The 22102-nt window shown below is 70.2% G+C and carries 21 protein-coding genes; 8 read left to right on the forward strand and 13 right to left on the reverse strand.

Translation table 11 applies throughout. The features are described 5' to 3' along the window. Positions 1-26: 26 nt before the first annotated feature. Genes ACTIMO_RS11065 through ACTIMO_RS11075 form a run of 3 tightly spaced genes read right to left on the reverse strand, consistent with a single transcriptional unit; the run spans position 27 to position 4919 of the window. On the reverse strand, positions 27-1199 hold the full coding sequence (locus ACTIMO_RS11065; protein ID WP_055772607.1) for an acyl-CoA dehydrogenase family protein: 1173 nt from the start codon (positions 1197-1199) through the stop codon (positions 27-29). Then, positions 1196-3295, reverse strand: coding sequence for an ATP-binding protein (locus ACTIMO_RS11070; RefSeq protein ID WP_448182446.1), 2100 nt, complete (start codon positions 3293-3295; stop codon positions 1196-1198). Before ACTIMO_RS11070 ends, ACTIMO_RS11065 begins: the two co-directional genes overlap by 4 nt. Before the next feature lie 4 nt (positions 3296-3299). Then, the gene (locus tag ACTIMO_RS11075; protein WP_448182447.1) at positions 3300-4919 is read right to left on the reverse strand and encodes a carboxyl transferase domain-containing protein; all 1620 of its coding nucleotides are present in this window, start codon (positions 4917-4919) and stop codon (positions 3300-3302) included. Positions 4920-5035: 116 nt separating this feature from the next. Here ACTIMO_RS11075 and ACTIMO_RS11080 point away from each other — a divergent pair, with 116 nt between their 5' ends. Both ACTIMO_RS11080 and ACTIMO_RS11085 read left to right on the forward strand, forming a co-directional pair. Then, complete coding sequence (locus ACTIMO_RS11080) at positions 5036-5647, forward strand: TetR/AcrR family transcriptional regulator (protein WP_055772616.1); 612 nt, start codon at positions 5036-5038, stop codon at positions 5645-5647. A gap of 132 nt (positions 5648-5779) precedes the next feature. Continuing rightward, complete coding sequence (locus ACTIMO_RS11085) at positions 5780-6247, forward strand: GNAT family N-acetyltransferase (RefSeq protein WP_082471594.1); 468 nt, start codon at positions 5780-5782, stop codon at positions 6245-6247. A 127-nt stretch (positions 6248-6374) separates the two neighbouring features. On the opposite strand, the gene ACTIMO_RS11090 is transcribed toward ACTIMO_RS11085, so the two are convergent. From ACTIMO_RS11090 to pdhA, 3 genes are read right to left on the reverse strand one after another with little or no spacing between them, the layout of a single operon-like run. Continuing rightward, the gene (locus ACTIMO_RS11090; protein ID WP_448182448.1) at positions 6375-7925 is read right to left on the reverse strand and encodes a 2-oxo acid dehydrogenase subunit E2; all 1551 of its coding nucleotides are present in this window, start codon (positions 7923-7925) and stop codon (positions 6375-6377) included. Continuing rightward, positions 7922-8944, reverse strand: coding sequence for an alpha-ketoacid dehydrogenase subunit beta (locus tag ACTIMO_RS11095; protein WP_422391610.1), 1023 nt, complete (start codon positions 8942-8944; stop codon positions 7922-7924). The genes ACTIMO_RS11090 and ACTIMO_RS11095 overlap by 4 nt, the downstream gene beginning before the upstream one ends. After that, positions 8944-10146 carry a pyruvate dehydrogenase (acetyl-transferring) E1 component subunit alpha gene (pdhA, locus tag ACTIMO_RS11100; protein WP_448182449.1) on the reverse strand — a complete coding sequence of 401 codons (1203 nt, stop codon included), beginning with the start codon at positions 10144-10146 and terminating at the stop codon, positions 8944-8946. Before pdhA ends, ACTIMO_RS11095 begins: the two co-directional genes overlap by 1 nt. Positions 10147-10331: 185 nt before the next feature. Between pdhA and ACTIMO_RS11105 the strand changes: the two genes are divergently transcribed. Further along, positions 10332-10808, forward strand: a complete 477-nt coding sequence (locus tag ACTIMO_RS11105) for an Lrp/AsnC family transcriptional regulator (protein ID WP_055772626.1) — start codon at positions 10332-10334, stop codon at positions 10806-10808. 122 nt (positions 10809-10930) lie between these two features. Next, on the forward strand, positions 10931-11707 hold the full coding sequence (otsB, locus tag ACTIMO_RS11110) for a trehalose-phosphatase (protein ID WP_448182450.1): 777 nt from the start codon (positions 10931-10933) through the stop codon (positions 11705-11707). 153 nt (positions 11708-11860) lie between these two features. Here the strand turns inward: otsB and ACTIMO_RS11115 are convergent, their stop codons facing one another. Both ACTIMO_RS11115 and ACTIMO_RS11120 read right to left on the reverse strand, forming a co-directional pair. Beyond that, entirely contained in the window at positions 11861-13498 is a 1638-nt protein-coding gene (locus ACTIMO_RS11115; RefSeq protein WP_082471596.1) for a solute symporter family protein, read from the reverse strand. Beyond that, positions 13495-13878 (reverse strand): DUF485 domain-containing protein, encoded by a 384-nt coding sequence (locus tag ACTIMO_RS11120; protein WP_055772633.1) that lies wholly within the window; start codon positions 13876-13878, stop codon positions 13495-13497. Before ACTIMO_RS11120 ends, ACTIMO_RS11115 begins: the two co-directional genes overlap by 4 nt. Positions 13879-14096: 218 nt before the next feature. Between ACTIMO_RS11120 and ACTIMO_RS11125 the strand changes: the two genes are divergently transcribed. The 4 genes from ACTIMO_RS11125 to ACTIMO_RS11140 are packed head-to-tail and all read left to right on the forward strand — an operon-like array spanning position 14097 to position 17918. After that, entirely contained in the window at positions 14097-15284 is a 1188-nt protein-coding gene (locus ACTIMO_RS11125; RefSeq protein ID WP_055772636.1) for a sensor histidine kinase, read from the forward strand. Positions 15285-15303: 19 nt separating this feature from the next. Further along, a complete protein-coding gene (locus ACTIMO_RS11130) occupies positions 15304-16023 on the forward strand; it encodes a LytR/AlgR family response regulator transcription factor (protein ID WP_055772638.1) in 720 nt (239 codons plus the stop codon). A gap of 4 nt (positions 16024-16027) precedes the next feature. After that, positions 16028-16414 carry a hypothetical protein gene (locus tag ACTIMO_RS11135; RefSeq protein ID WP_055772641.1) on the forward strand — a complete coding sequence of 129 codons (387 nt, stop codon included), beginning with the start codon at positions 16028-16030 and terminating at the stop codon, positions 16412-16414. Further along, the gene (locus ACTIMO_RS11140; protein WP_448182451.1) at positions 16407-17918 is read left to right on the forward strand and encodes a sodium/solute symporter; all 1512 of its coding nucleotides are present in this window, start codon (positions 16407-16409) and stop codon (positions 17916-17918) included. Before ACTIMO_RS11135 ends, ACTIMO_RS11140 begins: the two co-directional genes overlap by 8 nt. A gap of 70 nt (positions 17919-17988) precedes the next feature. Here ACTIMO_RS11140 and ACTIMO_RS11145 read toward each other — a convergent pair whose 3' ends face one another. From ACTIMO_RS11145 to tsf, 5 genes are all read right to left on the reverse strand, one after another. Further along, positions 17989-18567, reverse strand: coding sequence for a DivIVA domain-containing protein (locus ACTIMO_RS11145; RefSeq protein WP_448182452.1), 579 nt, complete (start codon positions 18565-18567; stop codon positions 17989-17991). A 76-nt stretch (positions 18568-18643) separates the two neighbouring features. Next, entirely contained in the window at positions 18644-19654 is a 1011-nt protein-coding gene (locus tag ACTIMO_RS11150; RefSeq protein ID WP_448182453.1) for a phosphatidate cytidylyltransferase, read from the reverse strand. Then, the gene (frr, locus tag ACTIMO_RS11155) at positions 19654-20211 is read right to left on the reverse strand and encodes a ribosome recycling factor (RefSeq protein WP_055772650.1); all 558 of its coding nucleotides are present in this window, start codon (positions 20209-20211) and stop codon (positions 19654-19656) included. Before frr ends, ACTIMO_RS11150 begins: the two co-directional genes overlap by 1 nt. Positions 20212-20331: 120 nt before the next feature. Further along, entirely contained in the window at positions 20332-21072 is a 741-nt protein-coding gene (gene pyrH, locus ACTIMO_RS11160) for a UMP kinase (RefSeq protein ID WP_422391606.1), read from the reverse strand. 174 nt (positions 21073-21246) lie between these two features. Next, positions 21247-22083: a translation elongation factor Ts gene (tsf, locus tag ACTIMO_RS11165; protein WP_448182454.1), complete on the reverse strand. Its 837-nt coding sequence runs from the start codon at positions 22081-22083 to the stop codon at positions 21247-21249. Between the last annotated feature and the right edge of the window lie 19 nt (positions 22084-22102).

The following is a 22102-nucleotide window of genomic DNA, read 5'->3' on the forward strand; positions in this document are numbered from 1 at the left end:
CGTCGCCGTCGCCGTCCGCGCTGCGGTCAGAGTCCGAGGTCCCTCGCGATGAGCATGAGCTGGACCTCCGTGGTCCCCTCGCCGATCTCGAGGATCTTGGAGTCACGGTAGTGCCTGGACACCACGAACTCGTTGATGAACCCGTAGCCGCCGAAGATCTGTGTCGCATCCCGGGCGTTGTCCATGGCCGCCTCACCCGCGACGAGCTTCGCGATCGAGGCCTGGGTCTTGAAGGGCTTCCCGGCGAGCATCCGCGCGGCGGCGTCGTAGTAGGCCAGGCGCGCGGTATGGGCACGGACCTGCATGCGGGCGATCTTGAACTGGATGGCCTGGTAGGCGCCGATGGTGCTGCCGAAGGCCATGCGCTCCCCCGCGTACCGGACGGACTGCTCGACACAGCCCTGGGCGGCGCCCGTGGCGAGCGCGGCGATGGCGATGCGGCCCTCGTCGAGGATCTGCAGGAAGTTGGCGTAGCCGCGACCGCGGGTGCCGAGGAGGTTCGCCTCGGGGACCCGGACGTCCTTGAGCGTCAGCGGATGCGTGTCCGAGGCGTTCCAGCCCACCTTGTTGTAGGCCTTCTCGGCGGTGAAGCCCGGCGTGTCGGACGGGACGAGGAGGGTGGAGATCTCCTTCTTCACCGTGCCGTCCGGGCGCTCGCTCGTCCCGGTCACGGCGGTGACCGTCACGAGCGAGGTGATGTCGGTGCCGGAGTTGGTGATGAACTCCTTGGTGCCGTTGATGACCCACTCGGATCCGCCGGCGCCGTCCTCGAGCTTCGCCGTCGTCTTGGTCCCCGAGGCGTCGGAACCGGCCTCGGACTCCGTGAGGCCGAAGCCGCCGAGCGCCGCACCGGAGGCGAGGGAGGGCAGCCACTGCTGCTTCTGCTCCTCGGTGCCGAAGCGGTAGACGGGCATGGCGCCGAGGGACACCCCGGCCTCGAGGGTGATCGCCACGGACTGGTCCACGCGGGCCAGCTGCTCGAGCGCGAGGCACAGGGCGAAGTAGTCGCCGCCCATTCCCCCGTACTCCTCGGGGAACGGCAGGCCGAAGAGGCCCATGTCGCCCATCTGCTTGACGACCTCGTAGGGGAAGCTGTGCTCGGCGTCGTGCTTGGCGGACACCGGGGCCACGACCTCGTCCGCGAACTCGCGGACGGTGTCGACGAGGTCCTGGTACTCCTCGCTCAGTTCGAAATTCATGCTGCGTTCCCTTCCGTGGGCTGTTCTGCGGGACTGGCTGTCTGATCGGGTGCCGCGTCGGCGGCGTCGATGCTCGCGACGACCTGCTGCGCCCTGACGAGGTCCCCGGGTTTCAGGGACAGGCGGACGACGCCGGCGACGGCGGCGGTGAGCTGGTGCTCCATCTTCATGGCCTCGACGGCGAGCAGGACGTCGCCGACCTGCACGGATGCGCCGTCCTCCACCGACACGGACACGACCGTGCCGGGCATGGGGCTGCGGACGAGCGGGTCCGCCGCACCGTCCTCGCGGCTGATGCGGGCGAGGGCGGCATCCAGCAGCTCCCGGCGCGAGGGACGCCGCACGCTGGCGGACCAGCCGGCGTCGCCCAGCCACACGGTGTCGCCGTCGACGGCGAAGGACCGTGGCGAACGGATCCCGTCGAGGATCACCCCGTTCCCCACGACCTCGAGGTGGACGCGGGTCTCCCCGACCGTCGCGATCCAGCCGTGCTCGGCTCGCTGCAGCAGGACGGTCTCCGTGACGCTCCCGACCTCGAGCGTGACGGCGCGGGGCCTCGGGGTGCCGAGGCGGAAGCCGTCGGCGCGATGCCACGGCGAGCCACCCGGGATGACGGGCTCCGCCTCGACGAGGAGGACGGCGGCGAACGCGAGCTCCTCGCGCGCGACGCGCCGGAAGGAGAGGTCCGGGAGCTTCCGCTCGATCATCGTGGTGTCGAGCCGTCCGGCGCGGACGTCGTCGTCCGTGACCAGCAGGCGCAGGTACTCGATGTTGGTGTCCACCCCGAGCACCACGGTGTCCGCGAGCGCGGCGTCGAGGCGGTCGAGCGCCTCGCGCCGGTCCGTGCCCCAGGCGATGACCTTGGCGAGCATCGGGTCGTACGACGACGAGACGGTCCCGCCGGGCAGGAGCGAACTGTCCACCCGGATGCCCTCTCCCGTCGGCTCGCCGAGCGCGACGACGGTGCCGGTGGAGGGCAGGAAGCCGGCCTCGGGGTCCTCCGCGTAGACCCGTGCCTCGACGGCATGTCCGGTGAGGACGATGTCCTCCTGCCTGAGGGACAGCTCCTCACCGGCGGCGATGCGGATCTGCCACGCGACGAGGTCCACCCCGGTGACCAGCTCCGTGACGGGGTGCTCCACCTGGAGCCGCGTGTTCATCTCCATGAAGAAGAACTCGTCGGGGGCGGCGTCGGAGACGAGGAACTCGACCGTGCCGGCCCCCGTGTAGTCGACACTGCGGGCGGCGTTGCAGGCCGCCTCGCCGATGCGGTGTCGCGTCGCGGCGTCGAGCAGCGCGGAGGGCGCTTCCTCGATGACCTTCTGGTGCCTGCGCTGCAGGGAGCACTCGCGTTCGCCGAGGTGGATGACGTTGCCGTGGCCGTCCGCGAGGACCTGCACCTCGATGTGGCGGGGGCGTTCGATCAGCCGCTCGAGGAACAGGGTGTCGTCCCCGAAGGCACGGGCGGCGACACGGCGCGCCGTGACGAGCACCTCGGGGAGGTCCTCGGAGCGGTGGACGGCGTGCATGCCCTTGCCGCCACCGCCTGCGGAGGGCTTGATCAGCAGGGGGAAACCGACGTCGTCCGCGGCGGCGAGGAGTGCCTCGTCGGTGAGTCCGGGCTCGGCGATCCCGGGCACGATCGGCACCTGGAAGCCGGCGACGTGGTTCTTGGAGCGGATCTTGTCACCCATGATCCCGAGTGCGTGCACGGACGGTCCGATGAAGACGATCCCCGCCTCCTCGAGTGCCTCGGCGAAGGCCGCGTTCTCGCTCAGGAAGCCGTAGCCGGGGTGGACGGCGCCCGCGCCCGTGCGCCGGCAGGCCTCGACGACGGCGGGGATGGAGAGGTAGCTCGCGGAGGGCGCTGCTCCCCCGATGCGCACGGCGACGTCGGCCTCGAGCACGTGGCGTGCTCCGGCGTCGGCGTCGCTGTAGACCGCGACGGAACGCAGACCCAGGGCGCGGACCGACCGGATCACGCGGCAGGCGATCTCGCCGCGGTTGGCGACGAGGACCGTGTCGAAGGGCCGGTCCGGGACGCCGGTGGAGTCGTCTGCCGCGGGGACGCTGGGTGTGTGGGAGGAGAGGGTCATCGGGTCACATCCGGAAGAGGCCGAAGGAGGAGTCGGGCAGGGGCACACCGGCGCACACGTCCAGGGCCAGCCCGAGGACGGTCCGGGTGTCGGCGGGGTCGATCACGCCGTCGTCCCACAGGCGCGCCGTGGAGTAGTAGGGGTTGCCCTGCGCCTCGTACTGGTCGCGGATCGGCGCACGGAAGGCCTCCTCGGCCGCAGTGGACCACTCCTCGCCCCGACCCTCGAGCTGGTCGCGCTTGACCGTCGCGAGGACCGACGAGGCCTGGTTGCCGCCCATCACCGAGATCCGGCTCGCGGGCCACATCCAGAGGAACCGCGGCGAGTAGGCCCGGCCGCACATCGAGTAGTTCCCCGCGCCGAAGGATCCACCGATCACCACGGTCAGCTTGGGGACGCGGCACGTGGCGACCGCGGTCACCATCTTGGCGCCGTTCTTCGCGATGCCCCCCGCCTCGTAGTCCTTGCCGACCATGAAGCCCGAGAGGTTCTGCAGGAACACGAGCGGGATGCCCCGCTGGTCGCAGAGTTCGATGAAGTGCGCGCCCTTCAGCGCCGACTCGCTGAACAGCACGCCGTTGTTGGCGACGATGCCGACCCGGTGCCCGTGGATCGTCGCGAAGCCCGTGACCAGCGTGGTGCCGTACTCGCGCTTGAACTCGTGGAAGAGCGAGCCGTCGACGATCCGCGCGATCACCTCCCGCGCGTCGTAGGCGGCGTTCACGTCGGTGGGCACGGCGCCGTAGAGCTCGTCGGGGGCGACGGCTGGCTCGGCGGGCTCCGCGGCTTCCGCCACCTTCGGCACGCCCGCGTGCGGGTCCGGCGGCAGTGTGGCGATGATGTCCCGGACGATCTCGAGGGCGTGCTGGTCATTCTCGGCGAGGTGGTCGGTGACGCCGGAGACGCGGGAGTGGACGTCGCCGCCCCCGAGCTCCTCGGCCGTGACCACCTCGCCGATCGCGGCCTTCACCAGGGGCGGTCCGCCGAGGAAGATGGTGCCCTGGTTGCGGACGATCACGGTCTCGTCGCTCATCGCCGGCACGTAGGCGCCACCGGCGGTGCAACTGCCCAGGACCGCGGCGATCTGCGGGATCCTGCGGGCGGACATGGAGGCCTGGTTGTAGAAGATACGGCCGAAGTGGTCCCGGTCCGGGAACACCTCGTCCTGCCGCGGGAGGAACGCACCGCCGGAGTCGACGAGGTACACGCACGGCAGGTTGTTCTCGAGGGCGATCTCCTGCGCACGCAGGTGCTTCTTCACGGTCATCGGGTAGTAGGTGCCGCCCTTGACGGTGGCGTCGTTGGAGATGACGAGGACGTGGCGCCCGTGCACCAGGCCGATGCCTGCGATCACCCCGGCACCCGGGCACTCGTCGTCGTACATGCCGTTCGCCGCCAGGGGTGCGATCTCGAGGAAGGGGCTGCCGTCGTCGAGCAGCTGGTCGATGCGCTCGCGCGGAAGCAGCTTGCCGCGGGCCACATGCCGCTCACGGGAGCGCTCGGGGCCGCCGAGGGCCGCCGTGGCGAGCCGGGAGCGGAGATCGGTGACGAGCTCCCGCTGCGCGGCAGCGTTGGCCGCGAAGACCGGTGAGAGCGGGTCGACCTTCGACGTCAGTGTCTCCATCGACTACTTCCTCGCGCAGTGTTCAGTTAGCATTCGCTAACCGAGATCAGGTTAGTGGTCATTAACCTGAATGTCCATCAGAATGAGGGGAAGACCCCCGGGATGATGAGGAATGCATGGAGGCACTGCCCACCGAGGACCGCGTGACCGGCCGGAGCATCGCGAAGGCCACCCGACGCGCAGCCCTGCTCGACGCAGCGGCGCAGCTGTTCGCGGAACGCGGCTACAACGGCGTGTCCATCGAGGACCTCGGCGCCGCCGCGGGCGTCAGCGGTCCGGCCGTCTACCGGCATTTCACCGGCAAGCCCTCCGTGCTCTCGTCCCTGCTCACCGGGGTGAGCGAGGACCTCCTCGAGGGAGGCAGGGCCGTCGCCGACTCCGCCCCCTCGCACGAGGAGGCGCTGCGGGGACTGATCCGTTTCCAGGTCGAGTTCGCCCTCAGGCACGCGGACGTCATCAGGGTCCAGGACCGTGATCTCGGCTCACTGGCCCACGACGACGAACGCGCCGTGCGGTCGCTCCAGCGGAGCTACGTCCAGGTCTGGGTGGACGAGCTCGCCGCGTACCGGCCGGACTCCGAGCGGTCGCTGCTGCGCCGCCGGGTCCACGCCGTGTTCGGACTCATCAACTCGACCCCCCACACGGCGCACGGCACGGGGACGGGCCGCGAACTCGGCGCCCTGCGGGAGCTGCTGCAGGACATGGCGTGGGCCGCGCTGACCGTCTGACGTCCGGGCCGGACACCGGGCCGGGGCAGCGCAGCTGTGCCCAGCGGCCGGCCCGGCCGCCTAGTACGCTGAACCACGAGAAGTCCCGGTCGCGCGGAGCGGCCGGGGTCGCCCACAACTGAAAGTACCGCCGTGATCACGCTACGTCCCGTGGAAGCCACCGACCTCGACGAGTTCTTCTCGCACCAGCTGGACCCCAGCGCCAACCACATGGCGGCCTTCGGCGCGAAGAACCCGTCGGATCGCGGCGTCTTCGACCACCACTGGCAGGACATCCTGAACGACTCGAGGATCACGGTGCGGACCATCCTGTCCGACGGCCAGGTGGTGGGCAGCATCCTCGCGTACAACGACGGTGACGCCCCGGAGATCAGCTACTGGATCGACCGGTCACGCTGGGGTCAGGGCATCACCACGGCCGCCGTCGGGCAGTTCCTGAACGAGGTGACCGAGCGGCCGATCCGCGCGCGGGCCGTCGCGGACAACGTGAGCTCCATCCGCATTTTGGAGCGGTGGGGTTTCCAGCAGGTCGGCGAGGCACAGGGTTTCGCACCCGCGCGCGGCGCCGTGGTCCGGGAACTCATCCTCGAACTGGTCTGACCGCCGCCGCCGACCGCGAGGCACCCGCCCTGATACATCCGACAGGGCGGGCAACCGGTCGGACCGCCCGACACGTCCGAGCGGGACGTCCCGGAGTCCCGGACCTCCTGGAGTCCCGGACCTCCTGCTACACCATGGTCAGGACCATCGCCGGGTTCCGGAGGATGGTGCCGACGTCGGCCAGGAAGCGCGAGCCCTGCTCACCGTCCACCAACCGGTGGTCGAAGGACAGGCTGAGCGTCATGACGGACCGCAGGGCCACCGTGCCCTGGTACTCCCAGGGCATGCTGCGCACTGCGCCCATCGCGAGGATCGCCGCCTCCCCCGGGTTCAGGATCGGCGTCCCCGCATCGATCCCGAACACACCGATGTTGGTGATCGAGAGGGTGCCGCCCGCAAGATCCGCCGGTGGGGTCCGGCCCGCACGGGCCGTCTCGGTCAGGCCGTTGAGCGCGCGGGCGAGCTCGACCAGGGCAAGCCCCTGGGCGCCCTTGATGTTCGGCACGAGCAGGCCACGCGGCGTCGCCGCCGCGATGCCGAGATTCACCGCGGAGTACTGCACGATCTCCTGCGCCGCCTCGTCCCACGACGAGTTCAGGGTGGGGTTGCGTGCCACCGCGATGCACACGGCCTTGGCCACCAGGGTCAGCGGCGTCACCTTCGTACCCTCGAACGCCCTGGAACCCTTGAGCTCCGCCAGCAGCTCCATGGTCGGCGTGACGTCGATGGTGAGGAACTCCGTGACGTGCGGCGCGGTGAAGGCACTGGCCACCATGGCCGCCGCGGTGTGCTTCCGCATCCCCTTGATGGGTGTGCGGATCTCTCCCGGCGCCGCCGCCGCTCGCTCGGCCCGCGCCGGCTCGGGGGAACCGACGGGTGCCGTGCCCGCGTCGAGCGCTGCCGCGGCGGGCCCGGCTGCGCCTGCGAGCGCGGCCAGCACGTCCGCCCGGGTGATGAGTGCTCCCGGACCGGTTCCCGCGAGGTCCTCGAGTGCGATCCCGAGGTCCCGTGCGAGCTTCCGCACGGGCGGAGTGGAGCGCGGCCGCTCGTCGGTGGGTGCGACGACCGTCCGCGACGACGCCGCGGACACGTCGTGAACGGCCGGGTGCGGCCGGCCGGGCGCGAGGGCCGCACTGGGAACCGCGGTCCGGGCCTGCGCGGGGGTCTGGACAGGGGCCGGCCTTCGCTCCGGGGCCGAGGTCGGCGCAGGGATCGCTGCGGGGAGGACGGTCGCCTCGAGCGCCGGCACCTGCGGGACGGGGGCTCCCGCGGCAGGAACGGTCGATCGGCTCCGCCGCTGCGGCCGTCCGCCCTTCTCGACAGCGGCCCCGTACCCCACGAGGTTGGGCTCACGCCGGGCCGGGACCTCGTCCTCGGGAACCGGACGGACGACGGCCTCGGGCTCACCGGCGATCCGGAACGAGACGATCGGCGCTCCGACGTCCACCACGGTGCCCGCGGGCTCGTGCAGGCGGACGACGACGCCCGCGTACGGCGACGGCAGCTCGACGACGGCCTTGGCGGTCTCGACGTCCGCGATGATCTGGTTGAGTTCCACCGTGTCACCCTCGGTGACGTGCCACTGCACGATCTCGGACTCGGTCAGCCCCTCCCCGAGGTCGGGTAGCCGGAACTCCCGGACGGTGGTCGGCGACGCGTCGGTCGCGGGTGCGCTCACAGTGCCGCCCCTTCGGTTGCGGGTCCGCTCAGGGAGTTCGGTCGGCGGAGCACCCGGTCCACGCCGTCGAGGATCCGGTCGAGGTCCGGGAGGTGGTGGAACTCGAGCTTCGAGTAGGGGTACGGGATGTCGAATCCGGTGACGCGGACGGGTGCGTGCTCGAGGAAGTCGAAGCAGCGCTCCGTGATGCTCGCGGCGATCTCCGCGCCGAGCCCGCCGGACTGCGCCGCCTCGTGCGTGACCACCAGGCGGCCGGTCCTGCGCACCGACGCCTCGACCGTCGCGAAGTCGATGGGCGCCAGGGACCGCAGGTCGATGACCTCGATGGAGACGCCGTCGTCGGACGCCGCGATCGCGGCGTCACGCGCGGTGGGCACGAGCGGGCCGTAGGTCACGAGGGTGACGTCGGTCCCGCGGGTCACCACGTGCGCCGCGCCCATGTCCGACGACGCCGGATCGACCGCCTCGTCCACCTCGCCCTTGACGTGGTAGCGCCTCTTGGGCTCGAAGTACAGGACGGGGTCGTCGGACCGGATGGCCTGCTGGATCATCGTGTAGGCGTCCTGCGGGTTCGAGACGCTGACGACCCGCAGGCCGGAGGTGTGCGTGAAGTAGGCCTCGGGCGACTCCGAGTGGTGCTCGGGCGAACCGATGCCACCCCCGAAGGGCACGCGGATGGTGATGGGCATCCTGACGGCGCCCTGCGTGCGGTAGTGCAGCTTCGCCACCTGGCAGACGATCTGGTCGAAGGCCGGGTAGATGAAGCCGTCGAACTGGATCTCCACGACCGGCCGGTACCCCCGGTAGGCCATCCCGACGGCGGTACCCATGATGGCCGCCTCGGCCAGCGGGCTGTCGAGGACCCGGTGGGCCCCGAAGTCCTTCTGCAGGCCGTCGGTGATGCGGAAGACACCGCCGAGCTTGCCGATGTCCTCCCCCATGAGGATCACCTTCGGGTCCTCGTCCATGGCACGGCGGAGGCCGGCGTTGATCGCGCGGCCGAAGGTCATGGTGGACATCAGCGGGTCCCTTCCTGGGGTGCCGGGGCGAAGGAGGCGAGGTAGCGCTCGTAGTGGTCCTGCTGGCGCTCCAGCCAGGAGTTCGGTTCGCTGTAGACGTGCCGGAAGACGTCCGACGGCGCCGGTTCCGGCATGGACAGGCACCCCTCGCGCAGTTCGGCGGCGACGGCGTCGGCCTTCGCCTTCACCGCGTCCGAGTAGTCCGCACCGAGCAGTCCGAGCGAGTCGAGCAGCGTGGCGATCCTGGCCAGCGGGTCGCGGGCCGCCCAGTCCTCGAGCTCGTTGGCGTCGCGGTAGCGGGTCGGATCATCGGCCGTCGTGTGCGGGCCCATCCGGTAGGTCACGGCCTCGATGAAGGTGGGGCCACCGCCGGAACGGGCCCGCGCCAGCGCCTCGCGCGTGACGGCGAGGCAGGCGAGGACGTCGTTGCCGTCCACCCGGACCGAGGGGATGCCGAACCCGGGCGCCCGCCGGGCGATCGGCACGTGGGCCTGCAGTCCCACCGGTTCGGAGATGGCCCAGTGGTTGTTCTGGCAGAAGAAGATGACGGGCGCCTGGTAGCTGGCGGCGAACACCATGGCCTCGTTGACGTCGCCCTGGCTCGTGGCGCCGTCGCCGAAGTAGGTGACGGCCACGGAATCGGCGCCGTCGTTGATGATGCCCATCGCATAGCCGGTGGCATGCAGCGTCTGCGCACCGATGATGACCTGCGGGGTGGCCATGTTGATCGTGTAGGGGTCCCACCCCGAGGACGCGTTGCCCCGCCAGACGCGCAGGATGTCGGCGAGGTCCACGCCGCGGCAGTAGGCGACGGCGTTCTCCCGGTAGCTGGAGAACACGAAGTCGTCGGAGCGGAGCGCACGCCCGGAGCCGATCTGCGCGGCCTCCTGGCCGAGCAGCGGCGGCCAGAGCGCGAGTTCGCCCTGGCGCTGCAGGGCCGTGGCCTCGGCGTCGATGCGCCGCACCACCACCATGTCCTCGTAGAGTTTCTGCAGCGCGGCGCCGTCGACGTCCGCGACGAGCGCGTCGTAGTGGCGGTTCGGGTGGCGCACGCCGTGGTGGTCGACCAGCCGCACGAGGTCGTCCGCACCCTCGCGGCCCGGTCCCGGATGGACCGTTCCGCCGATACCCGACGGCGCCGCCCCCTGCGGGTCGGACCCGCTGTCGGGTCCTGCTCCCGGCTGCGTGGAGTCCTCGGTCATTGCACGCTACCTCCGCGTTGGCAGACAGACCCTCCCCCCGCGATCAGCAGATGGAAGGGCTCCGGGCGCCTTTACCCGGAGTGGTTGTGACCCTACTCACACAGCACAGGAGGCACAACCGATTCCTGATCGACTGAGCAGAGTGCACTATTCCGGGCGCAGCGGCCGTGTTAGCGTTGCGCACTATGCAACCCCTCGACCTCACCGACACGCGCCTCCTGCAGGCCATGGCGAAGGACCCTCGGCGCACCGTCGTCGCGCTCGCCCAGAAGCTCGGGCTCTCGCGCAACACGGTGCAGGCGAGGATGGCGCAGCTCGAGAAGAAGTCCGTCTTCCTGTCCTTCGAGCGGCGTATCAACACGGTGTCGCTGGGCTACCCGCTGACCGCCTTCATCCACGTGCACGTCCAGCAGCAGAAGCTGGCAGCAATCACGCGGAGCATCGCGGCCGTGCCCGAGGTCATCGAGGCCTTCGGCGTGACGGGCCAGGCGGACATCCTGGTGCGCGTGGTCGCCGTCGATGCCGAGGACCTCTTCCGCATCAACGGCAAGATCCTGGCCTGCGACGGCGTGGAGCGCTGCGACACGTCCCTGGCGATGGGCGAGCTCATCCCCTTTCGGGTGGAGCCCCTCCTCGCGCGCGGACCGCAGCAGGCGTCCTGACCGGGAGGCAGCGGCGCGGCCGACGCCGGCGGCACGGGCGCGCCCGGTGCGGCGACGGCGTGGGGCGCACCGGTCGCACACGACGCCGACCGCTGCCTCGCACGTCCCGCTAGGGTCGATGCATGGAATCAGCGAACCAGGTCATCAGCGCACTGACGAGCGGACCGAAGGCCGGGCTGGTGATGGATTTCGACGGGGTCCTCTCCCCCATCACCGATGATCCCGCAGCGAGTGACCTCCTGCCGGACACAGCGGCCATCCTCGCGCATCTCGCCACGAGACTCCCCCTCGTCGCCCTGCTCTCCGGCCGGCCCGTGCGTTTCCTCGCGGACCGTGCAGGCATCCCCGGCGTGGAGCTCCACGGCTCCTACGGCCTCGAGCGCCTGACGGCCGGCGGCGTCGAGCAGGTGCCGGAGGCGGATCGGTGGAACGACGCCGTGGCGCAGGCCACCGCGCTCCTGCACGAGGAGTTCGACGGCATCGAGGGCATCCACGTCGAGGACAAGTCCCTCGCCGTCGCCGTCCACTGGCGGCGCGCCCCGGACCAGGAAGCTGCGATCAGCCGCATCACGCCCGTCCTCCGTCGGGCGACGGAGACCTTCGGGTTGAGGCGTGAGCCCGGGAAGATGGTCGAGGAACTCCGCATGCCCGTGGACCAGGACAAGGGCACCGCCCTGCGGTCGATCATCCGGCGGCATGGTCTGGTCGTCGAGGCCTACGCCGGCGACGACCGGGGCGACCTGCCCGCCTTCGCAGCGGCGGCCGCCGCCGGCGGCCACTGCCTCGTCGTCGACGGAGCCGACGCGGCACCGGAGGTCGCGGCGGTGCCGGGCTCCCACTTCGACGGTCCCGAGCACTTCCGGACCTGGCTGCAGTGCCTCGGCGATGCGCTGGGGTGAGGAGACACGGGCCGACCTCCGGCCTCCACGCCCGTCAGGACCCCCTCGTGTCCCGCCCGGCCCCGCCTGCCCCTGAAAGCGCGGGATCACCGGACGGACGAGGCCGCCCCACCAGCGGGTGGGGCGGCCTCGTCGGTCCTACGCGTCGTGGGCCTAGTGGTCGGTGGCCTTCTCGGCTCCGACGCCGGTCAGCGAGCGGACCTCCATCTCCGCCTGCTTCATCGGGTCCTCCGTGGTGCGGGAGAGGACCGTCCCGAGCCAGCCGAGGAAGAAGGCCAGCGGGATCGAGACGATCCCGGGATTGCTGAGCGGGAAGACGGAGAAGTCGGCACCCTGGATCATCGACTTCTCGCCACCGGAGACGACGGGCGAGAGGGCGATCAGCAGGATGGCCGAGCCGAGGCCGCCGTACATGCTCCAGATGGCGCCCTGGGTGTTGAACCGCTTCCAGAACAGCGAGTAGAGGATGGTCGGCAGGTTCGCGCTGGCCGCCACCGCGAAGGCGAGGGCCACGAGGAACGCCACGTTCTGACCCTGCGCCCCGATTCCACCCGCGATCGAGACGAGACCGATCACGACCACCGTGCGGCGTGCCACCTTGACCTCGCCGTCCGGATCGACCCTGTCCTTGCGGATGACGCTGGCGTAGATGTCGTGCGCGAACGATGCAGCGGCGGTGATGGTGAGACCTGCGACCACCGCCAGGATGGTCGCGAAGGCGACGGCCGAGATGAGTCCGAGGAGGATCGACCCGCCGAGCTCGTACGCCAGCAACGGTGCCGCCGAGTTCACCCCGCCCGGGGCGCCGAGGATCCGCTCAGAGCCGATCAGCGCGCTGGCGCCGTAGCCGAGGATCAGCGTGAAGAGGTAGAACGCGCCGATGAGCCAGATGGCCCAGACCACCGAGCGTCGGGCCTCCTTCGCCGTGGGGACGGTGTAGAAGCGCATGAGCACGTGCGGGAGGGCGGCGGTGCCGAGGACCAGCGCGAGCGCCAGGGACAGGAAGTCGAGGCGCGTGATCGACGTCAGCCCGTACTGCAGGCCGGGGCTCGTGATCGCTGCGTTGCCCGAGGTCTCGATCGCCGCACCCAGCAGGGTGGACAGGTTGAAGCCATGCAGCGCGAGGACCCAGATGGTCATGATGAACGCACCGGCGATCAGGAGGCAGGCCTTGATGATCTGCACCCAGGTGGTGCCCTTCATGCCGCCGATCAGCACGTACATGATCATGAGGACGCCCACGACCGTGATGACGATCGACTGGCCGAGACGGTCGTTGATGCCGAGGAGCAGCGACACGAGCCCACCGGCACCGGCCATCTGGGCCAGCAGGTAGAAGAAGCAGACCGCGAGCGTGGTGATCGCCGCCGCGATGCGCACGGGACGCTGCTTGAGCCGGAAGGACAGGACGTCGGCCATGGTGAACTTGCCCGTGTTGCGGAGCAGCTCCGCGACGAGGAGCAGGGCCACCAGCCAGGCGACGAGGAAGCCGATCGAATAGAGGAAGCCGTCGTACCCGTTGATGGCGATCGCTCCGACGATCCCGAGGAAGGACGCCGCCGAGAGGTAGTCACCGGCGATGGCCGTACCGTTCTGGCCACCCGTGAACGAGCGTCCGGCGGCATAGTAGTCGGCCGCGGTCTTGTTGTTGCGGCTCGCCCGGAGCACGATCACGAGCGTGATCGCGACGAAGAGGCCGAAGATGGCGATGTTCAGGACCGGCGAGCCGACGGTGGTGACCTCGGCGGTCTGCAGGGGGACGTGGATGCCCCCGGCGGTGATGGTGCTCATTTCTTTCCACCTGACGGGTCGACGAATACCTCGGGGGCTGCTTCCTCGAGTTCATGCCGCAGGTTCGCGGCGATGGGGTCGAGGCGGCGGTTGGCGTAGCTCACGTACCACATGGTGATGGCGAACGTACTGACGAACTGCAGCAGGCCCAGGATGATGCCCACGTTGATGTTGCCGAACACGGGCGTGGCCATGAACTCGTGGGCGTAGTCGGCCAGCAGCACGTAGGCGAAGTACCAGAGCAGGAAGAACACTGCCATGGGGAAGACGAAACTGCGGTGGCGCTTGCGCAGTTCCTTGAACTGCTCGGTCTGCTGGACTTCGGTGAAGTCGACGGCAGCACCGGAACCGGCGTCCGGCTCTACTGGGTGCGAACCCATGGTTCCTCCTTCTCGGGCGCCCCACCGACCGCGACGGCGGCATCCTTGCCGCGCAGGGAGGCACGTCGGTGTGACACCCATCACTGTGGACGACGTCGTCGGGCCCCACCAGCGAACCGCGCGGACGCGTCGGTGAGTGAGCGGCGAGGTGCGGTGAACGGTTACAGGGCGCGCCGAACGGTCGAGGCCGTCCGTGCCCCGGACGCTACTGTGGTGCCATGTTCAGCGCCGCCGTCGACACCGCCCTGGTGTGCGCGGTCGCCGTCATCACCCTCGCCGTCGTCGCCTCGCTCGGTTTCCGCCTCTCCCGCTCCTCCCGTGACCTCGGTTCCGATGCCGACCGCGCCACGTACGCCACCCTCCACACCGCGGCACTCGCCTCCGAGCACCTGCGCGAGGGGCTGACGGCGTCCGGCGCCTCCAAGGCGAGCCGGCACCTGCGCGGCCTCCTGCGCTGCGACGTCCTGATGATGAGCGACGACGCCGGCGTGCTGGCGTGGGACGGCGGCCGCGGGCCGGCCCCGGACGTCATGCCCCTCGTCCGGCAGGTCCTCGAGAGCGGGCGGACCCAGATCTTCCGGCGGCAGCGGCTCGACGCCGCGGGACTGACCGACCTCGGGGAGCTCGTCCTGTCCCCCGTGCGGGTCGACGACCGCGTGGTCGGCACCGTCGGGGCCTTCGCCGGGGACGTCAACGCCGGACTCGTCCGGGCCACCAATGAGCTGGCCGGTTGGGTGTCCACGCAGGTGCAACTCGCCGAACTAGGCTCCTCCCGGCGCCTGCTCGCCGAGGCGGAGGTCCGTGCGCTGCGGGCGCAGATCAGCCCGCACTTCATCTACAACTCGCTCAACGCCATCGCGTCCTTCATCAACACCGACCCCCAGCGTGCCCGTGAGCTGGTGGTCGAGTTCGCCGACTTCACGCGCTACTCCTTCCGCCGCCACGGCGACTTCACCACCGTGGCCGAGGAACTGCGGAGCATCGACCGCTACCTGCTGCTGGAGCGTGCGCGGTTCGGCGACCGGCTCAAGGTGACCCTCGAGATCGGACCGGAGGTGCTGAGCACGGTCATCCCGTTCCTCAGCCTGCAGCCCCTCGTCGAGAACGCGGTGCGCCACGGGCTCGACTCCAAGGACGGCGTCGGGAACATCACCATCACGGCCCACGACGACGGGCCGTACGCGGAGGTCACCATAGAGGACGACGGTGTGGGGATCGATCCCGACCACCTGCGCTCCGTCCTCGCCGGCCACACCGAGGACGTCCACGTGGGGCTGCGGAACGTCGACTCACGGTTGCGGCAGGTGTACGGCGACGACCACGGACTGGTCATCGACACGGCACCCGGCGCGGGTACCCTCATCACCCTGCGCGTGCCGAAGTCGCAGCCGGATCACCGGGCCTGAGGCGCGTAACCTAGGACACATGGTCAATGTCATCGTCGCCGACGACGAACTCCCCGCCGTCGAGGAGCTGGCCTTCCTGCTCGGCAAGGACGCGCGGATCGGGACCATCCACCGTGCGTCGAGCGGCGCGGAGGCGCTGCGGGCGCTCGAGCAGCACAGCGTCGATGCCCTGTTCCTCGACATCCACATGCCCGCCCTCTCCGGGCTGGACATCGCCCGCGTCATCTCGCGCTTCAGCCGCCCGCCCGCCGTCGTGTTCGTCACGGCCGACGAGGACCGTGCGCTCGAGGCCTTCGAACTCCGCGCCGTCGACTATCTCCTGAAACCCGTGCGGACCGAGCGCCTCGCGGAATCCGTGCGTCGCGTCTGCGAACTGATGGAGGGTTCGACGGCCGCGCCCGAGGTCATCACCGTGGACCAGGGCGGGATCAGCCGGATGATCAGGCGCGACGACGTCCGGTACGTGCAGGCGCAGGGTGATTACGCCCGACTGCACACCTCGGAGGCGAGCTACCTGATCCGCATCCCCCTCAACGACCTCGAACGCCAGTGGGCGGACGCGGGTTTCCTCCGCACGCACCGCTCCTATCTCGTGGCGATGGACCAGGTGCGGAAGGTCAGGATCGGGGCGGGCCGGGCCAGCCTGTTCGTCGGGGATGCCGAGCTGCCCGTGAGCCGCCGCCACCTCCCCGACGTCCGGGAGAAGCTCGAGGCGACGCGTCTCCGCCCGAGCCATTGAGACGGTGACGGACGAGCAGCCGACGGTTCCCCGTCGGGTCCGCGTGACCGCCCCGCGCACCGCGGCCAGGGCCACCGGCGCCACCTTCCCCGTGGCGCGGGAGATGGCCGAGCAGTCGGAGGTGGGCCAGCTGTTCGTCGCCTCCCTCATCCGTTCGCAGCTGCGGCTCGCACTGGTGGTGGCGGGTGGGTTCCTGGTCATCCTGATCGGCATCCCCGTGCTGCTCGCCGTCTTCCCCGACATCACCGGGGCCACCATCCTGACCGTGCCGATCCCCTGGCTCCTGCTGGGCCTCGGGATCTATCCGCTCGTGATCGGGTGCGCCGTCCTCTACGTGCGCAGTGCATCCCGCAACGAGCGCCGCTTCCAGGACCTGGTGGACGATGACTGACGCGCTGGACAGCGGCAGTCTCGAGCTCAGCCCCGCCGTCGGGTACACGGCGCTCGTGCTCGTGGCCCTCAGCACGGTGCTGATCGGCATCTACGGCCTGCGGATCTCGCGCACCACGGGCGACTTCTACGTGGCCTCGCGCACCGTGCGGCCCTGGTGGAACGCCTCCGCGATCGGCGGCGAGTACCTCTCGGCGGCGAGCTTCCTCGGCGTCGCCGGCCTCATCCTCATCTCCGGCGTCGATGCGCTCTGGTTCCCCATCGGCTACACCGCCGGCTACCTGATGCTGCTCCTCTTCGTGGCCGCGCCGCTGCGACGGTCCGGCGCGTACACCATCCCCGACTTCGCCCAGGCGCGCCTGGACTCCCTCCTCGTCCGCCGGGTGACCAGCATGCTCGTGGTCGTCGTGGGGTGGCTGTACATCGTTCCGCAGCTGCACGGCGCCGCCCTGACCGTGCGCATCACCACCGGACTGCCGTCCTGGGTGGGTCCGCTCGCGGTCGTCGTCGTGGTGTGCCTGAGCGTGGTCACCGGGGGCATGCGCTCCATCACCTTCGTGCAGGCCTTCCAGTACTGGCTCAAGCTCACGGCGCTCGCCGTGCCGGTGGCCTTCATCCTCTTCCGCCTCGGCGCGGACGGCCGGCCGATCACCGCGGGCGGCGGCGCCTTCACCGCGGATCTGAACACGACGGCGGACGCATCCCTCTACGGCACCATCTCGCTGGTCATCGCCCTGCTCTTCGGCACGCTCGGCCTGCCGCACGTCCTCGTCCGCTTCTACACGAACCCCGACGGTGCCTCCGCCCGCCGGACCACGGTGATCGTGCTCGGCCTGCTCTCGGTCTTCTACCTCTTCCCGACCGTCTACGGGATCCTCGGCCGCATCCACACGCCCGAGCTGGCGGCGGAGGGCGCCGCGGACGCGACGGTGCTCCTGCTCCCTGGCCGGATCTTCGACGGCGCCACCGGGGACCTCCTGTCCGCGCTGGTGACCGCCGGGGCGTTCGCCGCCTTCCTGTCGACGACCAGCGGACTCGTGGTCTCGCTCGCCGGCGTGGTGAGCCAGGAGTTCTTCCAGGGCAGCGTGCGGGGCTTCCGCAGGGCAGCCCTGCTCTCTGCGCTCATCCCGCTCGTGGTCGCACTGCTGACGGACAGCCTGGCACTGGCGGGCAGCGTGGGATCGGTGTTCGCCTTCACCGCCTCCACGATCTGCCCGCTGCTGCTGCTGGGCATCTGGTGGCGGGGCCTGACAGATGCCGGGGCGATCGCGGGGATGCTGGTCGGCGCCGTGCTCTGCGGCGGGGCGATCGCCGTCACGGCCGCCCTCGGGCCGGCAGCGGACGACCGCTGGGTCTGGCTGGGCCAGCCCGCCCTCTGGACGGTCCCGACCGCGTTCCTCACCATGGTGCTCGTCTCGAGGGCGACGGCCGGACGCAGGCCCGCGTCGGCGTCGCGCGTGCTGGCCCGCCTGCACACGCCCGAGCCACCGGTGCAGAGCGGCTGAGAACCGTCCGGGCCTCGTCGTCCCGCCGCTGCGGAGAGCTCCTGCCCACGGCGTGGGTGACCCGGAGGCGTCAGTCGATGCCCGCCATGAGCTCGACGACGCGGTCCAGGAACACGTCCACCTGGTTCTCCTCGTAGCCGTCCGCACCGCGGGCCTCGCGGAACACGGCGCGGCGGACGACGTCGACGCTCAGGGGCAGATCCTGCTCGAGGTACCGCAGGAGCTCGTCGCAGAGGCGGTCGACGTCCTCGACGGCGTAGCTGGGGGCGTTCTTCCTCGCCGGGCGGCGGAAGCGTTCGCCGCGCGGACGGTGCAGCCGCCCGCGCAGGACCGCGGCGGTGCGTCCGATCTGCCGGAGCCACGCGTCCTCGCCCTGCGCGGCGATCAGCCGGTCGCGTTCCCGCCGGGCGAAGACGTCCTCGAGCCGGTCCAGCGCGGCGTCGACGGACTGGGGCTCGTAGCCGCCCGGGGTCGGGCGGAAGGACTGGCCCCGTACCTCACTGCTCGTGACGGAGCGGGAATCGGGGTCGTCGGCGTTGTAGTTGCCGCGGGCCCTCGTGAGGAAGCGGTCCACCTGGCCCGTGTCGTAGCCGACCTCCCGGCGTCCCACCCGCGCGAAGGGGGAGCTGCTCGGCCGGGCCACATCCATCGTCTGACGTCCTTTGCGCTGAAATACTCGAGACCGTGCAGGGCCTTCGCCCCCGGGATCGGTCCGCGACCAGCGGTTACAGCAACCCCGGTATCAATGTAGCGGACAGCAGGTAGGCCACCGGGGAGGCGAAGACGATCGAGTCGAGGCGGTCCATGACTCCGCCGTGGCCCGGCAGGATGGTGCCCATGTCCTTCACGCCGAGCTCACGCTTGATCATCGATTCCGCGAGGTCGCCGGCGGTCGCGGCCGCCACGATGGCGACCGCGAGGGCGAACCCGATCCAGACGGGCTGATCGAGCAGCAGGACGGCGCAGAGCCCGCCGACCACGAGGGCACCGCCGATCGAACCGCCGAATCCCTCCCAGGACTTCTTGGGACTGATCTTCGGGGCCATGGCGTGCTTGCCGAAGAAGGCGCCGATCAGGTACCCGAAGGTGTCGTTCGCGACGACCAGCAGGAGGAGTGTCGCGATGACGAGGTTACCGCCGTCGACCTTCATGAGCAGCATGGCGAAGCTGAGCATGAAGGGCACCCAGAGCACGGTGAAGGTACCGGCCATCAAGCTCCTGGCGGCATCCGGCGCCGGGCTCGCCGCGCGCCACAGGAAGAGGACGACGACGGCTGCGACCGCAGCTCCGGCGAGGCCCTCGGCGCCGCCGAGATAGGCCGAGAACGGCAGGACCATCGTCCCCGCCATGGTCGGTACCAGCGGGATGTGGATCCGCCGCAGTTCGAGGGCGCGGCTGATCTCCCACACGCCCACCGCTGCGAACAGGGTGACGATCCCGACGAAGACGATCGGGAAGAAGAGGCCCACGAGGACGGGGATCAGGAGACCCGCGCCCACACCGATCGCGGCGGGAAGGTTGCGCCCCGCACGGGACGGCTTGCCCGGCTCACGGATGGGCCGGCGGCGACGGAAGAGTCCGTGGCTGGACCGACCGGCGCGAGACGGTGCCCTGGTATGGGTGGTCGGCCCCTGCGCCGGGGCCGACACCGCGCCGCCCGTGCGGCCTTCTTCTGTCCCGACGGCGGAACGGGTCTCGTGCCCGCGATCCGCGCCGGGGGGATCGAGATCTGCCATCAGACCTCGAGCAGCTCAGCTTCCTTGCGCTTCAGCAGCTCGTCGATGAGATCCACGCGGGCCTTCGTCGTCGCGTCGAGTTCCTTCTCGGCGCGCGAGCCCTCGTCCTCACCGGCGTCGCCGTCCTTGACGGCCTTGTCGATGCCGTCCTTCGCCTTCCGTCGGACGTTGCGGATGGAGATCTTGGCGTCCTCCGCCTTCGTCTTGACCAGCTTCACGTACTCCTTGCGGCGCTCCTGCGTGAGCTCGGGCAGGACCACGCGGATCACGTTGCCATCGTTCGACGGGTTCGCGCCGAGGTCCGAGTCGCGCAGGGCGCGCTCGATGTCGTTCAGCGCTCCGCGGTCGAAGGGCGTGATGAGCAGGGTGCGCGCCTCGGGGTTCTGGAAGGACGCGAGCTGCTGCAGCGGGGTGGGAGCGCCGTAGTACATCACCACCACCTTGGAGAACAGGGAGGCATTGGCGCGTCCGGTGCGGACCGTCGCGAAATCGTCCTTTGCAACCTCCACGGCCTTGTCCATCTTGTCGGTGGCTTCCAGCAAGGTCTCTTCGATCACAATGTCTCCTTCGCTCCGCAGTCGGCTGCACGGCAACCGTTCCAGTGGTCAATCCTAGTTCACGGCCGTCCCGCGGCCCGGCAGGGCCGCAGGCACCGTTGCCCTCTTCCCTCGGAACCGCTAGGCGGTGACGAGTGTCCCGAGCTTCTCGCCACGGATGGCCCGCGTCACGTTGCCCTCGCCCTCCATGCCGAACACCACCATGGTCAGGTCGTTGTCCTTGCACATCGTCATGGCCGTCTGGTCCATGACACGGATGTCCCGCCGCAGGGCCTCGTCATAGGAGAGCGTCTCCAGCTTCTCCGCCGTCGGGTCCTTGTGGGGGTCGGCGGTGTAGACACCGTCGACGCCGCTCTTAGCCATGAGGACCTCGTCCGCGTGCACCTCGAGGGCGCGCTGGGCGGCGACCGTGTCGGTCGAGAAGTACGGGAGGCCCGCGCCCGCCCCGAAGATGACCACACGGCCCTTCTCCAGGTGGCGGATGGCGCGCCGCGGGATGTACGCCTCGGCGACCTGCCCCATGGTGATGGCGCTCTGCACGCGGGTCTCCACCCCCGCCTGCTCGAGGAAGTCCTGCAGGGCCAGGCAGTTCATGACCGTGCCGAGCATACCCATGTAGTCCGCCCGAGAGCGGTCCATGCCGCTCTGGGACAGTTCCGCGCCGCGGAAGAAGTTGCCGCCGCCGACGACGATGGCCACCTCGACCTCGCCCACCGTCGCCGCGATCTGCTGGGCGACCGAGCGGACGGTCTCGGGGTCGACGCCGAGCTTGCCACCGCCGAAGACCTCGCCGGAGAGCTTCAGGAGTACCCGGCGCCGGCCCTCGGTACCACCCGGTCGGATGGTTGACGTGGTGTCCATGAAGTGCCTCCCGGGCGTAGAACTGGGGGCCGGTCCTGGTCGGACGGCCGGTGATGCGGGGGTGGGGATGTTGCCGGACCCGTTACAGGATACGGGGCACCTCCCCGGGCGCAGGAAAGGGCGGCCACCTCGAAGACGGCCGCCCTTTCCGGGATGCTGCTGCCTGCCCTGAGGTCAGGCCCCGACGCGGAAACGTGCGAAGGCCGTGGCCTTGGCGTTCGCTTCGGTCAGGACGGCGGCGACGGACTTCTTGGCGTCCTTCGCGAAGGCCTGGTCCACCAGGACACCCTCCTTGAAGAAGCCGGTGAGGCGGCCTTCGACGATCTTGGTAAGGGCCTGCTCGGGCTTGCCCTCGGCACGGGCGGTCTCGTCGGCGATGCGCCGCTCCGACTCGACGAGTTCCGCGGGGACGTCCTCGCGGGTCAGGTAGGTCGGCGAGTACGCGGCGATGTGCACGGCGACGTCGTGCGCGGTCTGCACGGCGGCGTCACCGGAACCCTCGACGGCGAACAGGACGCCGACCTGGGCGGGGAGGTCCTTGGACGTCTTGTGCAGGTACGCGTCGACGATCTGGCCTTCGACGCGCGCGATGCGGCGGACGTCGACCTTCTCTCCGAGGAGGGCACCGGCCTCGATGACGTGCTCGGAGACGGGCTTGCCGTCGAGCTCGAAGGACAGGAGGGTCTCGACGTCCGTGGCACCGGACTCGATCGCTGCGGCGAGCACCTTGTTCGAGAAGTCGATGAAGGGGCCGGCCTTGGCGACGAAGTCGGTCTCGCAGTTGACCTCGACCATGACGCCGACGTTGCCGTCCACGCGAGCGGCCACGAGACCCTCGGCGGTGGAACGGCCTTCGCGCTTGGTGGCGCCCTTGAGTCCCTTGATACGGATCAGTTCCAGGGCCTTGTCGGCGTCGCCGTTGGCTTCGTCGAGGGCCTTCTTGACGTCCATCATGCCGGCGCCGGTGCGCTCGCGCAGGGCCTTGATGTCAGCGGCTGTGAAATTAGCCATGTGCACTCCTAGGGTGAGG

This window comes from Arthrobacter sp. CP30, assembly GCF_053470025.1.

Coding starts and splice junctions, on each gene's coding strand:
- ACTIMO_RS11130 (WP_055772638.1), top strand. CDS start 15,304: ATGGTCAATGTCATCGTCGCCGACGACGAACTCCCCGCCGTCGAGGAG.
- ACTIMO_RS11150 (WP_448182453.1), bottom strand. CDS start 19,654: ATGGCAGATCTCGATCCCCCCGGCGCGGATCGCGGGCACGAGACCCGT.
- pyrH (WP_422391606.1), bottom strand. CDS start 21,072: ATGGACACCACGTCAACCATCCGACCGGGTGGTACCGAGGGCCGGCGC.
- ACTIMO_RS11095 (WP_422391610.1), bottom strand. CDS start 8,944: ATGTCCACCATGACCTTCGGCCGCGCGATCAACGCCGGCCTCCGCCGT.
- ACTIMO_RS11080 (WP_055772616.1), top strand. CDS start 5,036: ATGGAGGCACTGCCCACCGAGGACCGCGTGACCGGCCGGAGCATCGCG.
- ACTIMO_RS11070 (WP_448182446.1), bottom strand. CDS start 3,295: ATGACCCTCTCCTCCCACACACCCAGCGTCCCCGCGGCAGACGACTCC.
- ACTIMO_RS11075 (WP_448182447.1), bottom strand. CDS start 4,919: ATGGAGACACTGACGTCGAAGGTCGACCCGCTCTCACCGGTCTTCGCG.
- otsB (WP_448182450.1), top strand. CDS start 10,931: ATGGAATCAGCGAACCAGGTCATCAGCGCACTGACGAGCGGACCGAAG.
- ACTIMO_RS11120 (WP_055772633.1), bottom strand. CDS start 13,878: ATGGGTTCGCACCCAGTAGAGCCGGACGCCGGTTCCGGTGCTGCCGTC.
- ACTIMO_RS11145 (WP_448182452.1), bottom strand. CDS start 18,567: ATGGATGTGGCCCGGCCGAGCAGCTCCCCCTTCGCGCGGGTGGGACGC.
- ACTIMO_RS11125 (WP_055772636.1), top strand. CDS start 14,097: ATGTTCAGCGCCGCCGTCGACACCGCCCTGGTGTGCGCGGTCGCCGTC.
- ACTIMO_RS11065 (WP_055772607.1), bottom strand. CDS start 1,199: ATGAATTTCGAACTGAGCGAGGAGTACCAGGACCTCGTCGACACCGTC.
- ACTIMO_RS11140 (WP_448182451.1), top strand. CDS start 16,407: ATGACTGACGCGCTGGACAGCGGCAGTCTCGAGCTCAGCCCCGCCGTC.
- ACTIMO_RS11105 (WP_055772626.1), top strand. CDS start 10,332: ATGCAACCCCTCGACCTCACCGACACGCGCCTCCTGCAGGCCATGGCG.
- tsf (WP_448182454.1), bottom strand. CDS start 22,083: ATGGCTAATTTCACAGCCGCTGACATCAAGGCCCTGCGCGAGCGCACC.
- ACTIMO_RS11115 (WP_082471596.1), bottom strand. CDS start 13,498: ATGAGCACCATCACCGCCGGGGGCATCCACGTCCCCCTGCAGACCGCC.
- pdhA (WP_448182449.1), bottom strand. CDS start 10,146: ATGACCGAGGACTCCACGCAGCCGGGAGCAGGACCCGACAGCGGGTCC.